At 38.8% G+C, this 15,312-nt stretch carries 14 protein-coding genes; 4 read left to right on the top strand and 10 right to left on the bottom strand.

Annotated elements, in window-relative coordinates:
- Positions 1 to 2 precede the first annotated feature (2 nt).
- The 6 genes from HCU67_RS12740 to udk all read right to left on the bottom strand — a co-directional run bounded on the left by HCU67_RS12740 (position 3) and on the right by udk (position 4,949).
- Complete coding sequence (locus HCU67_RS12740; RefSeq protein ID WP_345890713.1) at positions 3 to 626, bottom strand: DUF5683 domain-containing protein; 624 nt, start codon at positions 624 to 626, stop codon at positions 3 to 5.
- Entirely contained in the window at positions 619 to 1,524 is a 906-nt protein-coding gene (locus HCU67_RS12735; protein WP_168552988.1) for a ParB/RepB/Spo0J family partition protein, read from the bottom strand. Before HCU67_RS12735 ends, HCU67_RS12740 begins: the two co-directional genes overlap by 8 nt.
- A complete protein-coding gene (locus HCU67_RS12730; protein ID WP_168552987.1) occupies positions 1,524 to 2,297 on the bottom strand; it encodes a ParA family protein in 774 nt (257 codons plus the stop codon). The genes HCU67_RS12735 and HCU67_RS12730 overlap by 1 nt, the downstream gene beginning before the upstream one ends.
- 317 nt (positions 2,298 to 2,614) lie before the next feature.
- Positions 2,615 to 4,003 carry a methylmalonyl-CoA mutase subunit beta gene (locus HCU67_RS12725; RefSeq protein WP_168552986.1) on the bottom strand — a complete coding sequence of 463 codons (1,389 nt, stop codon included), beginning with the start codon at positions 4,001 to 4,003 and terminating at the stop codon, positions 2,615 to 2,617.
- Between the two features lie 2 nt (positions 4,004 to 4,005).
- Entirely contained in the window at positions 4,006 to 4,338 is a 333-nt protein-coding gene (locus HCU67_RS12720; RefSeq protein WP_168552985.1) for an FtsB family cell division protein, read from the bottom strand.
- Positions 4,335 to 4,949, bottom strand: coding sequence for a uridine kinase (gene udk / locus HCU67_RS12715; RefSeq protein ID WP_168552984.1), 615 nt, complete (start codon positions 4,947 to 4,949; stop codon positions 4,335 to 4,337). Before udk ends, HCU67_RS12720 begins: the two co-directional genes overlap by 4 nt.
- Positions 4,950 to 5,125: 176 nt before the next feature.
- On the opposite strand from udk, the gene HCU67_RS12710 reads away from it, so the two are divergent.
- The 4 genes from HCU67_RS12710 (at position 5,126) to HCU67_RS12695 (ending at position 9,925) form a co-directional block, all read left to right on the top strand.
- Positions 5,126 to 5,638 carry an acyl-CoA carboxylase biotin carboxyl carrier protein subunit gene (locus HCU67_RS12710; protein WP_345890712.1) on the top strand — a complete coding sequence of 171 codons (513 nt, stop codon included), beginning with the start codon at positions 5,126 to 5,128 and terminating at the stop codon, positions 5,636 to 5,638.
- Positions 5,639 to 5,643: 5 nt separating this feature from the next.
- A complete protein-coding gene (locus HCU67_RS12705; protein ID WP_168552983.1) occupies positions 5,644 to 7,086 on the top strand; it encodes an acetyl-CoA carboxylase biotin carboxylase subunit in 1,443 nt (480 codons plus the stop codon).
- Between the two features lie 5 nt (positions 7,087 to 7,091).
- Positions 7,092 to 8,633, top strand: coding sequence for an acyl-CoA carboxylase subunit beta (locus HCU67_RS12700; RefSeq protein WP_168552982.1), 1,542 nt, complete (start codon positions 7,092 to 7,094; stop codon positions 8,631 to 8,633).
- A gap of 83 nt (positions 8,634 to 8,716) precedes the next feature.
- Positions 8,717 to 9,925 carry a multidrug effflux MFS transporter gene (locus HCU67_RS12695; RefSeq protein ID WP_168552981.1) on the top strand — a complete coding sequence of 403 codons (1,209 nt, stop codon included), beginning with the start codon at positions 8,717 to 8,719 and terminating at the stop codon, positions 9,923 to 9,925.
- A 1-nt stretch (position 9,926) separates the two neighbouring features.
- Here HCU67_RS12695 and HCU67_RS12690 read toward each other — a convergent pair whose 3' ends face one another.
- Genes HCU67_RS12690 through HCU67_RS12675 form a run of 4 tightly spaced genes read right to left on the bottom strand, consistent with a single transcriptional unit; the run spans position 9,927 to position 15,290 of the window.
- Positions 9,927 to 11,006, bottom strand: a complete 1,080-nt coding sequence (locus HCU67_RS12690) for an anhydro-N-acetylmuramic acid kinase (RefSeq protein ID WP_168552980.1) — start codon at positions 11,004 to 11,006, stop codon at positions 9,927 to 9,929.
- Positions 11,007 to 11,012: 6 nt separating this feature from the next.
- Positions 11,013 to 12,554 (bottom strand): glycoside hydrolase family 3 protein, encoded by a 1,542-nt coding sequence (locus HCU67_RS12685; protein ID WP_246865778.1) that lies wholly within the window; start codon positions 12,552 to 12,554, stop codon positions 11,013 to 11,015.
- Positions 12,526 to 13,803, bottom strand: a complete 1,278-nt coding sequence (locus tag HCU67_RS12680) for an MFS transporter (RefSeq protein ID WP_168552979.1) — start codon at positions 13,801 to 13,803, stop codon at positions 12,526 to 12,528. Before HCU67_RS12680 ends, HCU67_RS12685 begins: the two co-directional genes overlap by 29 nt.
- A 2-nt stretch (positions 13,804 to 13,805) precedes the next feature.
- A complete protein-coding gene (locus HCU67_RS12675; RefSeq protein WP_168552978.1) occupies positions 13,806 to 15,290 on the bottom strand; it encodes a glycoside hydrolase family 10-like protein in 1,485 nt (494 codons plus the stop codon).
- Between the last annotated feature and the right edge of the window lie 22 nt (positions 15,291 to 15,312).

The following is a 15,312-nucleotide window of genomic DNA, read 5'->3' as shown; positions in this document are numbered from 1 at the left end:
AATCAAAATTTAACTTGAAATGCCAAGCCATAGTACGGCTGTGCTGTCATCTCGTTATAATCAATAAAAGGCTTGAAGTCAATACCTAAGCGATCATCAACATTGTATTGTTTTAGGTGTGCGTCAACATTCGCATCGATTATATTCAATGCATAAGCTCCAATGGTAAGCAACAACATCAAATCCCTATCACGCTGAAATCTTTCTTGAGAGTCTTGTAATGCATCAGTTGACAAATCTGGAACTATACCGTCTGAAAACTCTTCGGGTAAACCCGCTTGTCTCTTTTTAAAAGCATCACGTACTCGATTATACTGGGTATTATTTATGGAATACCCATATATGGCAGCTCCCATTGCCCCCCAGACCAATGGTACTTTCCAATATCGTTTGTTGTAGACTTGACCCATACCTGGTAGAATCGCTGATAAAAATGCAGCTTTGGCAGGGGCTAAAGGATTTATTTCTTTTTTCTCAAGCTGTCCATCTTGAATAACAATGCCACGACGCTTTAAATCGGTTCTGATAGAGTCAGCACCCTTATCAGGTATACTATCTTGAACTTGGGCACTCACCATTAGTCCAAAGCAAAAAAAGAAGAATATGACTATTTTAACTTTAGTCACCAGCCAGTATTTTTTTTAGTCTTTTGAATTCTTTTTCAGAATTGAACGGAATCGTAATCTTACCTTTTCCATCGGCATTTGCCGAGATGTCAACTTTTACATCAAGATTTTTCTTTATTGAGTCAATATTCTTGATTATAAATTCGGGAATAGAACTTTTTGAAGATTTTATGTTCTGAATTTTATTATCAGAATTTTTATATGCTTTTACTAAGTTTTCCGTTGCCCTGACAGAAAGCCCACTTCTTACCACCCTATCAAAAATCTGTAATTGATCTTTTTCTTTGTCAATATTGATTAATGCTCTACCATGCCCCATACTTACGTCACCATCACGCATACTATTTTGAATGGACGGGTGTAGCTTTAATAATCTAAGGTAATTTGTGATTGTAGATCTTTTTTTTCCTACTCGGTCACTTAGTTTTTCTTGTGTTATTTTTATTTCGTCAATCAATCGTTGATAAGAAAGCGCGATTTCAATAGGATCTAGGTCTTGACGTTGAATATTTTCAACCAAGGCCATTTCAAGCGATTCTTGGTCATTGGCAATTCTAATGTATGCTGGAATTGTCTCCAGACCAACCATTTTCGAAGCTCGATATCTACGCTCCCCAGAAACCAGTTGATACTTGTTGAAATCTAGCTTGCGAACGGTTATCGGTTGAATTATTCCGAGTTCTCGAATGGAGCTCGCCAATTCTTCTAGAGCGTCATCGTTAAATTTGGTACGTGGTTGAAATGGATTCACTTCAATTGAAGCAAGGTCCAATTCAACTACATTCCCTATCACTTTATCAGCATTCTTATCTGAACTGGATTGAATATCGTTTTCAGGATCCTTTAAAAGAGCAGAAAGCCCTCTACCGAGGGCCTGTTTTTTTTGTGCCTTTGCCATTAAACTTTCTCCTTGTTTTTATTCAAAATTTCATTGGCCAAATTCAAATAATTGGCCGCTCCTTTACTGCTTGCATCATATTTTATGATACTTTCCCCATAACTTGGAGCTTCACTTAGTTTTACGTTTCGTTGAATAATGGTATCAAATACCATTTCAGCAAAGTGTTTTCGCACTTCTTCAACAACTTGATTGGACAAACGTAGCCTTGAGTCGTACATGGTTAGTAGCATGCCTTCTATATCAAGATTGTTGTTGTGTATTTTCTGAACACTTTTCACTGTATTCAATAACTTGCCCAATCCTTCCAAAGCGAAATATTCACATTGAATAGGTATCATGACGGAGTCGGCAGCAGTTAGTGCATTAAGTGTCAATAAACCTAGGGATGGTGCACAATCAATCAACACATAGTCATACTGGCTGGCTAAATCACTCAGGGCTTGCTTTAGCATGTATTCCCTTCTATCCTTATCAACAAGTTCAATCTCTATGGCTACCAAATCAATATGCGCTGGAATCAAATCTACATTTGGGGAATTTGTCTTAACTACGACTTCTTCCGGCCCCATGGTGTGTTCCAATAATTGATATGTGCCTTTTTCAACACTTTCTACATCAACACCGAGACCAGAAGTGGCATTTGCTTGTGGATCGGCATCTATAAGTAAGACTTTCTTTTCCAATACTCCTAGCGAGGCAGCTAGATTCACAGAAGTGGTGGTTTTTCCCACGCCTCCCTTTTGATTGGCTATCGCAATAATTTTGCCCATTGCTACAGTTAAGTTAGGGGCTAAAAATACAATTTAATCCCGCTAGAAAAAACCCAATTTGTTAACAGTTGGTGGATAACTTTATCAACTTACGTTAAATGAAGTTAAAGTTTGAATTAATAGTTTTCAACGGTTTACTTCAACCCCTTTTGAATAAATTCTACAAAGGTTTTTTTCGTTACTCCACTGATTGTCCAACATTACAGCGTACTTCTTGTAAAACTGTTAGTTGTGCGTATGGAAAAAGAAAGTTGGGGTTTAAAAATTTTGGAAGATTTCTTAACTGATTTTGATATAAAGGTGGATAGTAATCGCAACTATGATTCTTGTTTTAATCGATTTTGTTCGATGCCTTCGGCCAATCGGTATTCTAAAATAGGTTCAATTATTGTTTGTTTTTTCTTCTTTTTAAGGAAAGGATATAATTCCAAATCCTGACTCATACGGTCATCCTCGTTTATGTATTTGTTTGTTCCAACAAGGGTGGTGTCTTTGGAATCAAATAACTCCTGTTCTTTTTTGGCATTTTCCTTGATTTTTCTCTGAATAGTGCCATTTTTCAGATTCTCAAGGAAACCACCTCCGGCTTCCAGCTGCTTGAATAAAATTAATGCCTTTTCAGACATTTGGTTGATTAAGGAATTGAGGTAAAAAGATCCTCCGGCTGCATGAACTGCCTCTTGAAAATAACTTTCTTCCTTTAGCAGTAATAATTGATTTCGTGCTGTTCGCGTACCAAATTCATTTTCTTTATGATAAATAGCATCATAAGGCAGGTTACAAACCGTATTTGCACCTCCAAGAATTGCCGCCATGCACTCAGAAGTAGATCTTAGCATATTGACATTGTAATCATAAAGGGTTTTGTTTCTTTTTGAAGGAATGGCTTTAATGTGACAATCATGATTTAGTCCATATTCCGAACTCAAATTTTGCCAAAGTAATCGAAGCGCTTGAAGCTTTGCTATTTCAAAAAAATAGTTTTGACCTATTGCTACATCAAAAACAACGGGTTTTTCTTTCGCTTTTGTATTATCAAAATGGTTGAGGTATTCGTTGGCATGTGCTAAAGCATAGGCTAATTGCTGAACGCAATTTGCACCAGCGTTTTGATACAAGGCCATATCGACCGAAAGAACGCTTGTTAAGGAATAATCATTTGAAATACGAACTGTTTCTTCAAGAAATTGATGGTCCTTTTTTAGACTGTCGAACCAATTTCCACTGCGTGCTAAATTTCCAATGATATCGACATTAAAGTGAATGTTCGTTCCTTCAAGCGTAAATTCGGATAATAGATTTTTAAAAAAATCAGGGTCTAAAAATCCGAGCTCAAAATGAATTGATGGGTTGGTTAAGTCAATGCCCGATAATAGTTCAGCCATGGAAATGGAACCGTCAGGAATTTGAAACACCAAGCTTTGAACGTCTTTTGAAAGTACCTGCAAGGCTCTTTCATTGGCAAGTTTAGGATTTCCAGTGTAGATAGCTTCACCTATTTTCCAAGAATGGTCTTTAGGCAGGGAAAAAGAAGTAGTGTTACTTCTATCGGAAGCATCATAAAAAGGTTTAACCTTAATGCCTTCAATTGATTCCCAAACCAAAGTGTCATTATAATCTGCACCTTTTAAATCAAATTGGATTTTCTGCTTCCATTGCTTAGTTGAAACTGCGTCAAAATCAGAAAAAAGCGTTTCGTTTTTCATTTTCAATCTTCAACTTTCGTTTTGGTGCTATCCTCATATTCAATTAAGAACAATTCCTCGCCCTCCTTTTTCATATAATAGTTCTCACGGGCGAATTTTTCAAGTTCTTTTGGGTCTGATAGCTTTTTCAATGTAGCCTTGTCTTTGGAAATTTCGGTTTCCAAAAATTCTTTTTGCTGTTCTAATTTATCGATTTCTTTTTGCAGCGCTTTATGGTTTCTAAACGAATTGGTATCGAAAAAAAGCATCCAAACAATAAAAGCCAAAGAAACCAGAAAATAGGAACTTGACGCAATTGCGAACCATTTGGTTTCCCTTAGTTCTTTCCAATTCACGGCGTCAATAGTTTTTCGTTTATAATGGTACGAACGATATCTACTGCCACTGTGTTGTAGTGATTATTCGGAATTATTATGTCTGCAAATTCTTTTGAGGGTTCAATAAACTGGTTGTGCATGGGTTTCACAGCAGTTTGATATCGGTACAGCACTTTATCTATATCGTGGCCCCTTTCCTTAAGGTCGCGTTGCAGTCTTCGTATTAAACGTTCATCAGAATCGGCATGCACAAAAATTTTGATATCAAATAGTTCACGCAGTTCAGGATTGACCAAAACCAATATACCTTCAACTATTATAACATTCTTTGGGTGCTTTAGAATTGTTTCTGGCATTCTGGTTTCTTCTACAAAGGAGTATACCGGAATATGGATTGGTTTTCCTGCTCTCAACTCTTTTAAATGTGAGATCAATAGGTCAAAATCTATGGAATTCGGATGGTCGAAATTTACCAGGTTTCGCTCTTCTTTAGTGAGATGGGCCAAATCATTGTAATAGGAATCTTGCGAAATAACCACGACTTCATTTTCAGGTAATTCATTTACAATCTGATTGACAACCGTGGTCTTTCCACAGCCTGTTCCTCCAGCAATTCCTATGATGAGCATTTAAAAATAAGTTTAGGCCAAAAGTACACAATTGGTATAAGCTCGTAAAGTGTTAATCGATGCCAATATAAAAGCTTTTCGTCCTTCGATTCATTGGCGATGAAGGATTTTTTAGAAATAATCGCTTTGTGATGCTATTTGGTTGGATTCTCTTTTTAGGGTAAATCTCTATATTTTTGAATACATCATCAGGTAGCACGTTTATGGAGAAAAAACACAAGCTCAAGGTTAATGGCCAATACGAGTTCGAGTTAACCAAGGAGCAATTAACTGACTTGGATTTGGTAAAAACAGGTTCAGCCTCATACCATTTGCTTCGAAATGATAAGTCTTATCACGTGGCAATAGATTCCAAGAATTTTTATTCCAAGAAATACCTTATTCGAATAAATAATTCAAAGTACGAAGTTGATATTTCAAATCCTTTGGATGTTTTAATTGAAAACATGGGTTTTGTTGTTGGTGAAGGTGCATTAATCGGGAGTATTAAAGCGCCAATGCCTGGTCTTATTCTAGAGATTTCCGTTTCGGTTGGGCAAGAGGTTAAAGAAGGCGATTCTTTATTGATTTTGGAGGCAATGAAGATGGAAAACGTGATTACCTCACCGAGAGATGGTTTTATTAAAGAAATATCGGTAACAAAAGGGTCCACTGTCGAAAAAAATCATTCCCTCATAACCTTTGAATAAATAGTATGAAAAAGATATTGGTTGCTAATCGGGGTGAAATCGCTATTCGGGTAATGAAGACGGCCAAAAAGATGGGTATCAAAACGGTCGCTGTATTCTCTGAGGCCGATAGAAATGCACCGCACGTTAGATTTGCTGATGAAGCCGTTTGTCTAGGACCTCCACCTTCAAATCAATCGTATTTGTTGGGAGATAAGATTATTGAACACGCCAAGCGGCTTAATGTCGATGGTATACATCCGGGTTACGGATTCTTAAGCGAGAATGCCTTATTCGCAGAGGCGGTAGAAAAGGCTGGGCTGGTTTTTATTGGACCAAAGTCTCACGCAATCAAAGTAATGGGTAGTAAGCTGGCAGCAAAGGAAGCTGTAAAAAAGTATGACATTCCCATGGTTCCTGGTATTGATGAAGCCATTTCAGATGTTCCGAAAGCCCGCCGTATTGCCAAGGAAATTGGATTTCCAATTCTAATTAAAGCTTCCGCTGGTGGTGGAGGAAAAGGAATGCGAATTGTGGAAAAGGAAGAAGATTTAGAATCCCAGATGAACCGTGCCATAAGTGAAGCCACTTCCGCTTTTGGTGATGGTTCTGTTTTTATTGAGAAATATGTGACTTCACCGCGCCATATCGAAATTCAAGTCATGGCAGATACCCATGGCAATATCCTTCACTTTTTTGAAAGGGAATGTAGCATTCAAAGACGACATCAAAAAGTGGTTGAAGAGGCCCCTTCATCGGTATTAACGGAACAATTAAGAAGCGAAATGGGTGAAGCTGCCAAACGGGTTGCCAAGGCCTGTGATTATGTAGGGGCAGGAACGGTGGAATTTTTATTGGATGGTGACCACAACTTCTATTTTCTAGAGATGAACACGCGATTACAAGTAGAACACCCGGTTTCTGAATTGATTTCTGGCGTTGACTTGGTTGAACTACAAATTAAGGTGGCAAGGGGGGAGGCGTTGCCTATGAAACAAGAAGATTTAAAAATAAATGGTCATGCCATGGAGCTACGTGTCTATGCTGAAGACCCATTGAATGATTTCTTACCGAGTGTTGGAAAATTAGAACGCTATCGTTTACCAGTTGGTGCCAATATTCGGGTTGATAATGGTTTTGAAGAAGGGATGGACATTCCTATTTACTATGACCCTATGTTATCGAAATTGATAACCTATGGTGCAACGCGCGAAGAATCAATCGCCCTCATGCTAAAAGCAATTGAGAATTATGAAGTTGAAGGTGTAGAGACAACTTTACCATTCGGGACCTTCGTTATGAAACATGATGCATTTCGGTCCGGTGATTTCGATACCCACTTTGTGAAAAAGTACTACGCCCCTGAAATGATACTAAAGGCAAAAGAAGAAGAAGCAAAAATTGCAGCATTGGTTGCCCTAAAGCAATTTTTTGAAGATCAAAAAACGCTAAAACTCCCAACAAACTGAAGCTAATGGATGATAAATTGAGAAAACTTGAGGAACGCATTGCTCTAGCACATTTAGGTGGGGGAGAGAAACGGATTGAAAAACAACATTCCAAAAAGAAACTAACAGCCCGAGAGCGTATCAATTACCTTCTTGACGACGGGTCGTTTGAAGAAATGGGGATTATGGTTACCCATCGTACCACTGATTTTGGAATGGAAAAGGAAGTTTATTTTGGAGATGGGGTGGTCACAGGCTACGGTACGGTAAATGGAAGATTGGTATATGTTTATGCTCAAGACTTTACTGTTTTTGGTGGTGCCCTATCCGAAACACATGCCGAAAAGATTTGTAAGGTGATGGATTTGGCCATGAAAGTTGGTGCCCCAGTTATTGGTCTTAATGATTCTGGTGGTGCACGAATTCAAGAAGGTGTAAAATCTTTGGGGGGTTATGCTGATATTTTCTATCGCAATGTTCAGGCTTCAGGTGTTATCCCACAGTTATCTGCAATAATGGGTCCTTGTGCCGGTGGTGCCGTTTATTCGCCAGCAATGACCGATTTCATTATTATGGTTGAACAAAGTAGTTATATGTTCGTTACAGGGCCGAATGTGGTGAAAACGGTAACGAATGAAGAAGTCACCTCAGAAGAGTTGGGAGGTGCGAATACCCATGCATCAAAATCGGGAGTTGCCCATAAGACAGCTGCAAATGATGCGGCCTGTTTAGAGGATATAAAAAAGCTGTTGGGTTACCTGCCCCAAAACAATCAAGAAAAAGCACTAGCAATTCCGTATGAATTAGGGGATGAAATACGAGAACAGCTCCGGAATATTGTACCCGATAATGCAAATAAGCCTTATGACATGCACGATGTTATTCAAGGCATTATTGATGAAGATTCCTTTTACGAAATCCATAAAGACTACGCTGAGAATATTATTGTAGGATTTGCACGTTTAGGAGGAAGAAGTATTGGGATAGTAGCTAACCAACCCATGTTCTTGGCAGGAGTTCTTGATGTTGATAGCTCAATTAAAGGAGCACGGTTTACCCGTTTTTGCGATGCCTTCAATATCCCACTTTTGGTATTGGTTGATGTGCCAGGGTTTTTACCAGGCACCGACCAAGAATGGAATGCCATTATTATGAATGGGGCCAAACTGCTTTATGCTTTGAGTGAAGCAACAGTACCCAGGGTTACAGTGATTACACGTAAAGCTTATGGCGGAGCATATGATGTAATGAACTCCAAGCACATTGGTGCTGATTTCAATTTTGCATGGCCATCCGCTGAAATTGCGGTTATGGGTGCGAAAGGGGCTAGTGAAATTATTTTTAGGCGTGAGATTGCTGCTGCGGATGACCCAGAAGCCAAACTAAAGGAAAAAGAAGCCGAATATGCCGAAAAATTCGCAAACCCTTATCGTGCGGCTAGACGTGGTTTTATTGACGAGATTATCCTACCCGAAAATACAAGAAGAAAACTGCTAAAGGCCTTTGCGATGCTCGAGAATAAAGAGGTGGTTACACCAAAGAAAAAGCATGGCAATATCCCCTTGTAGCCTCTTTTGGAAAAGTTATTCCATTAACAAAACAATGGCATCTTAATTGTTCTCAATTTTTAAGGTAGACGTACCTTTGCCGGATGCAAGAAAATGCGTCAAAACCTAATTTTGAGTTTATTGCTTTAATGGCTTCGTTGATGTCCATTGTGGCCTTGGCCATTGACACCTTGTTGCCGGCTATTCCTGATATTGGAGCGACCATCAAAAGTTATGACCCTGCTGAGCATCAACTCTTTGTGACCATGATTTTTTTGGGCCTTGGATTTGGTCAACTTTTCTTTGGCCCCCTTTCGGATCAATATGGGCGAAAACCAATGGTCTATGCAGGTTTTGTGGTTTTTGGTATTGCCAGTGCCATTTGTTTGATGGCTCCAAATCTTGAGGTTATGGTGGTAGGAAGAATTCTGCAAGGAATTGGTCTTTCTTCCCATAGAACTATTGCAATCTCTATAATCCGAGATTCGTATAAGGGTGATTATATGGCAAGGGTCATGTCTTTTGTCACTGCTTTTTTTATTCTGGTACCGGTGGTAGCACCCGCAATTGGGAAGTTCGTGCTAGACATCTTTAATTGGCAAACCATATTTTATCTGCACCTATTTTTGGCCGTTCTATTATGGATTTGGTTTTGGAAGCGTCAACCAGAAACATTAAAACCGGAGTATAAGGTCAAATTTTCGTTGAAGAGTTTTGTGTCTGGTACCAAAGAAATGCTAAGGTATCCAGAAACTGTAGCCTATACTTTTATTTCTGGACTGGTTACCGGTGCCTTTTTAGTTTATCTCAGCTCGGCACAGCATATTTTTGAAGACCAGTATGGTATGCGTGAGGCGTTCCCCTTTTTATTTGCAGCATTGGCGATTTCAATTGGTTCCTCAACGTTTACTAATGGTACCATGGTTTTACGTTTTGGAATGCGAAAATTGGCGTTGGCGGCTACCATAGGTTTTAGTTGTATCGCTTTATCATATGTTCTTCTTTTTTGGAACAGTAGTAATCCAAGTGTGGCGATATTGGTCTCTTTTTTGTTTTTCCAGTTCTTTTGTTTGGGATTTATGTGGGGAAATTTTCGTTCGATAGCTATGGAACCAATTGGGCACATTGCAGGAATCGGTGCAGCAATCAACGGGTTCATTTCCACTATGATTTCAGTACCTATTGCTTCTTGGATCGGTTCATTCCTTGATGATACCGCACTACCACTTTTTATTGGACTTTCTATCTGTGGCTTTCTTTCTGTTGGCATCATTTTGATTTCAAGAAGAAAACGAAAATTGGCAACCATTTAAATCAATTCTTTGGTAGAAATATTTCACCAGAACACGAGTCTTCTTTTGCGCCGGTAACCGATTTAAGAACATTTATTTCATTTAATTCGCGGAGCGTGCCCATCAATGAAAAAACCAATGCCTCTTTATATTCAATAAATTTTTTTGGTGGGATTACTACTTCGACCAATCCTTCCAAATGCCTTTTAAGAACTGAAACATAGTAGGAGTTAAGGGCACCGCCACCAGTAACCAGCATTTTAGAATTTTTTGTGGTTTTCTCTTTTTTAATGGCCTCCTTTATTTGAAAACAGTTATGTTCGATAAAGGTGTGTAACAGGTCATTGATTGGTGCGCTAGACTTTTCAATCAAAGGTGCTACTTCAAGTTTAAACCATTCGTATCCAGTAGATTTTGGATAAGGGAGTTTGTAATAAGCTAAAGCGTTGAGTGCTGAAAGCAAACCATTGTCTAGGTTACCTTTTTTAGCCAGTTTTCCATCTTCGTCATAAGGAAGATTGATTTTTTTGGTAATGTAATTTAAAGGCATGTTAGCAAGCCCAATGTCAAAGGCTTTACGTTCATCATTTTTTTTAAATGACATATTGCTGATACCCCCCAAATTCAAGCAAAAGTCATATTCTGATAACAATAGTTCATCTCCAATGGGCACAAGGGGTGCACCTTCGCCGCCTAGTTTAACGTCCTTCGTACGAAAATCACAAATTACCTTGTGGCCAGAGGCATTAGCTAAGTGTTGGCCTTCGCCCAATTGAAAGGTTAAGCCCAGATTGGGCCTATGGTGCGAAGTATGGCCATGACTGGCAATAAAATCAACTTCAAGGTTTTTCTCAATAATGAATTGTTTTGCTTCTTCACCAGACCAAGTCCCAAATGTTTCATGAAGTGTATCGTGCGCCTGGGAAGAGAGATTGACTGCATCTGCAAGAAATCCGTACAACCATTCCGGATAGGTTATTGTTTTGGCGGTTTTAATTTCAAAGTCCCACTTGTCACCGTCTTTCCATAGATGACAAAGTGCCATATCGAGACCATCCAAAGAAGTGCCCGACATCATACCTAGAACTTTGTAGTTATTCATATTGTGTTAGCCTAAAGATACTGGTAATTTGCCTTGTGCATTAACCTTACCCTTAAAATGCGCAGCAGCATTTTTTTGAAATGTATCTAAATCTTGATAGCAGATGACAACAGCAAGGGCAGATTGCCATGGCAAAAGATTCAAAACAAATGGATTGCCAAAAAGGTAAATGATGCTTTTCTGATTTTGGATTAATTCGATTAAGGTTTCAAGTTCCTTGTCGGTAAATCCAAACTTGTTATTCGGTTTCACCTGCCTTGGAACGATACTTATCAAATTATTCGTAACCTCAATTTTATTTGACGAAAACTGATTTTCAAAAAATCCTCCCGATTTACCGAAGTGGTGAAATTTAAAACCATTTTTTCGAAATGATTGAATTATTGATTCGTCTCCTTTGCTTATGGTAAGGCTTTTAAAAGCAAGTTGCTTCATTAATTCTTCATAAGAGCCATCGATTAATGTATTGGAAGTATTTGCAAATGCTTTTTCTTTTAGTTTCCAAAATCGATTAAAGCTACTTTCGATTCTTTCTTCTGAGGAATTATTGCTTATCAAATGAATGCCTTCCGCTACATTATCTGCAAAGCAAAGAACATCGTTACCTGCCTCAAAAGCAGCATGTTCTACCCCGCCCTTTTCAGGAAATTCTTTAGACACCGCATGCATGTTTAAAGCATCAGAAATGATAACACCTTCCCATCCGAGTTCACCCCGTAAAAAATCAGTCATTATTTCTTTGGAAACCGAGGAAGAAGTTTTTTTTCCATCTGCAATGGCAGGGACAGCTAAATGGCCTACCATAACTGAGTCCAAAGAATCATCCATCAAATGAATAAAAGGATATAGTTCGTTTTCTAGTAATACTGTTTTTTCCTTAGCGATTAAGGGAAGTCCAAGATGCGAATCGGTGGCCGTATCGCCATGCCCTGGGAAGTGTTTGATTGAATTCAATATACCTTCCGATTTCATCCCCATGATATAAGCTTGAGCATATCGAGTGACCAAATCTTTGTTCGCCCCAAAAGAACGGTAACCTATAACTGGATTTTTCGGATTCAAGTTGATGTCCACAACAGGAGAGAGATTCCAGTGAATCCCTGCTTTTCGGCAGTCCATTGCGATTCCTTTACCTACTTCATAAACCAAACTTGCTTGGTCTTGCATTGCACCTAGGGTAATGGCATAAGGATATTGGGGGGTGTTTTCAATACGCATGGCCAGTCCCCATTCAGCATCGATTGCAATAAGTAAAGGTATAGTGGCTACGCTCTGATAACGCTCAATCAAATAGCGTAAACGGTCGTAGCTGTTCTCATTGTGGACTACTTCTTTCTTTCCTTCGAAATTAGTTGCTGCACTAGCGCGACTGTGAAAAAAGCACAAGCTGCCAATATGATGTTCTTGAATTAGTTTTTCAAGTTTTTGAACCTCTTCCTCCGTATCATTAATAAAAGCAGCAGGCATAAATAATTGCCCGACCTTTTGTGATTTTGAAAGTGCAGAATGTGGTGGGAGATTATGCATTTGAATTGCCTTTTTTACCATAGTCTTTTGGATATTTTAAAAAAGGTAAGAGGAATACCGCTGGCAATGCGGCAAGGACAACCCAAATGAAAAAACCACTGTAACCGAGCCATTCTTGCATAAAACCGCTTAGCATGCCGGGTAACATCATTCCCAAGGCCATGAAGCCTGTTGCTATGGCATAGTGTGAAGTTTTTGATTTTCCTTCTGCAATGTAAATGAGATACATAAGAAAGGCTGCGAATCCAAAACCATAACCGAACTTCTCAAAAATCACGGTTGTAGTTACTGCCCACATGCTTGTGGTTTGGGTCCATGCCAAAATCGCGTAAAATATATTTGGTACGTTTAATGACAGAATCATAGGAAACATCCATTTTTTCAAGCCATCCCTAGAAATAAGTATTCCTCCGAGAATACCACCTAGTGATAACATCACCACCCCAACAGTGCCAAATATTGTTCCGAGCTTTTCCGTTGAATAGCCTAGTCCGCCATTTTCCAGAGGATCAAGTAAAAAAGGTGCCGCCATTTTAACAAGTTGGGATTCGCCTAAGCGATAGGTCAAGATAAATGCCAAAGCCAAACCAATGTTTGGTTTTTTAAAAAAAGAAACGAAAACATCAAAAAAACCCTGAGGCTTTTCAATTTGAATGTCTTGCGAGCTTTCAAATTTCGGACTAACGAAAAAGTTAGAAACCGTTAGTAAAAGCATTAAAAATGCGGTTGCCATCATTGTAATGCTCCAGGCCTTTGAGTTGTCACCGTAGTAGTTTTCCAAAAAGCCTGCTAAGATGATTATCAAGCCTTCACCGGTAACCATGGCAAGCCGATAAAACGTACTCCGTATTCCAACAAAAAAAGATTGTTTTTTTTCGGTTAACCCTATCATGTAATACCCATCAGAAGCAATATCGTTTGTTGCCGAGGCAAATGCAGCCATCCAGAAGCAAGCCAACGTTGTTGTAAAAAAGATATTAGTTGAAATGGTTAATCCAACACCCAATATGGCTATGGCAATCAATAATTGCATCCAGAGAAACCATTTTCGTTTGGTGCCTTTTAAATCAACAAATGGGCTCCACAGTGGTTTGAGCACCCAAGGAAGGTAAAGCCAACTGGTATACAGACCGATATCTGCATTGCTTATTCCCAGTTTCTTATACATTATCACTGATACCGTAACAACGATAACATAGGGCAACCCTTGGGTGAAGTATAGTATGGGCACCCAGGCCCAGGCCCATTTATCTTTTTTAATAGAGGACATATTTAATTGGTTACTGTAAGTGTTTGACTTGCATTGCCAAAAGCATCTTTGACCACGAAAAACAGTCTTTTCGAATTGCTATTGAATTCAATACAATGCTTGGATTCCTTTGGAGGAAGGTAGACTTTTTTTAGTAATTCTCGAAGCCGACTTTTGTTTCCATTTCCTTTATAGATTGATAAATAACTCGGTACAGAATCGAAATGCGAGATGCATATTTTCTTGAAAGATGATTTAAAATCCTTAGAAAGGATAACAGGTTCTGTAACCGTACGTTTTATGATTTTTTGGTTTGTAGGTGCCTCACTTGGATACTTGTATAGCTTTCGTTTTAATTTTTTGGAAACGTCTGGATGTTTTGGAATTGATTTTGAGCTGAAAAACACATTGCCCTTTACCTCAGGAATGGAACGAGCTAGCTTTAACTGTTTTAGGAGTTCGTTTTTGTTGTCCCACGCTTCGTCTGGATTATTTCTGATTTTATAGGCTCCGTTGCCCATGAACAAATTGGTTTGGTCAGTTTTATTCGACCACCACATCGCAATTTTTTTATGGGAAGCTGCAGGGTAATCCATACTCCAATAGGCCTGTGGTACGATGTAATCCAACCAATCGTTTCGAATCCAGAGCAAAGGGTCTGCATATAAATCTTCATATGTAGTTTGTCCTGCCTTTGTATCAGAACCACTAGGGTCTGTAGTGTTGTTTTTCCAAACCCCAAACGGACTTACTCCGAACTGCACCCAAGTTTTATTTCTTTTTATGGTTTTATGGACATTTTTTATCAATGAGTCTACATTGCTCCTGCGCCAATCGGCTCTATTTTGATTTGGTAGACCAAATTGAACATGGGTAAGAGAGTCTTTAAAAGTCTCTCCAGCAACTTTATATGGATAGAAATAATCATCAAAGTGAATACCATCAATATCAAAGTTTACCACCACTTCTTCAACTACATTCGTTAAATGCTTCCAAACATCAGGCATCCCTGGATTGTAGTAGTATTTCTTACCGTATTTGACCATCCAGTCTTTATGTTCAAAAAAATCGTGGTTTTTAGATAGGACGGTAGTATCAAGGTCAAAGGTCGCACGATAAGGATTGAGCCATGCATGAAATTGTATTCCCCGCTTATGGGTCTCTTCAATCATCCATTGTAAAGGATTTTCAAAACCCGCCTTGGAATTACCTTCTTTTCCTGTCAAAAATCGGGACCAGGGAGCCATTTTAGAATCGTAAAAAGCGTCTCCCGCAGTACGAATTTGAACAATAACGACATTGAAATTTAAATCGTCGTAATAATCGAGGAGCTTGATAAAGTCTTCCTTCTGTTTTCGCGCTTCATCGCTTCCTTTTGTGGGCCAATCAATATTAACTACTGTGGCAATCCAAACGCCCCTGAACTCCTTTTGCGGTGCTTTTGATTTTAAGGGACTACAAGAAAAAACTATCATGAACAGAAACATCCATGATAGTTTTTTAATCAAATTGTACAAGTTAATGCAGAAT

Origin of the sequence: Croceivirga thetidis (assembly GCF_012272815.1) — a bacterium.
Taxonomy (GTDB): Bacteria; Bacteroidota; Bacteroidia; order Flavobacteriales; family Flavobacteriaceae; genus Croceivirga; species Croceivirga thetidis.
The sequence above is the reverse complement of the archived record's forward strand: the minus strand, read 5'-3'. Positions and strand labels throughout refer to the sequence as shown.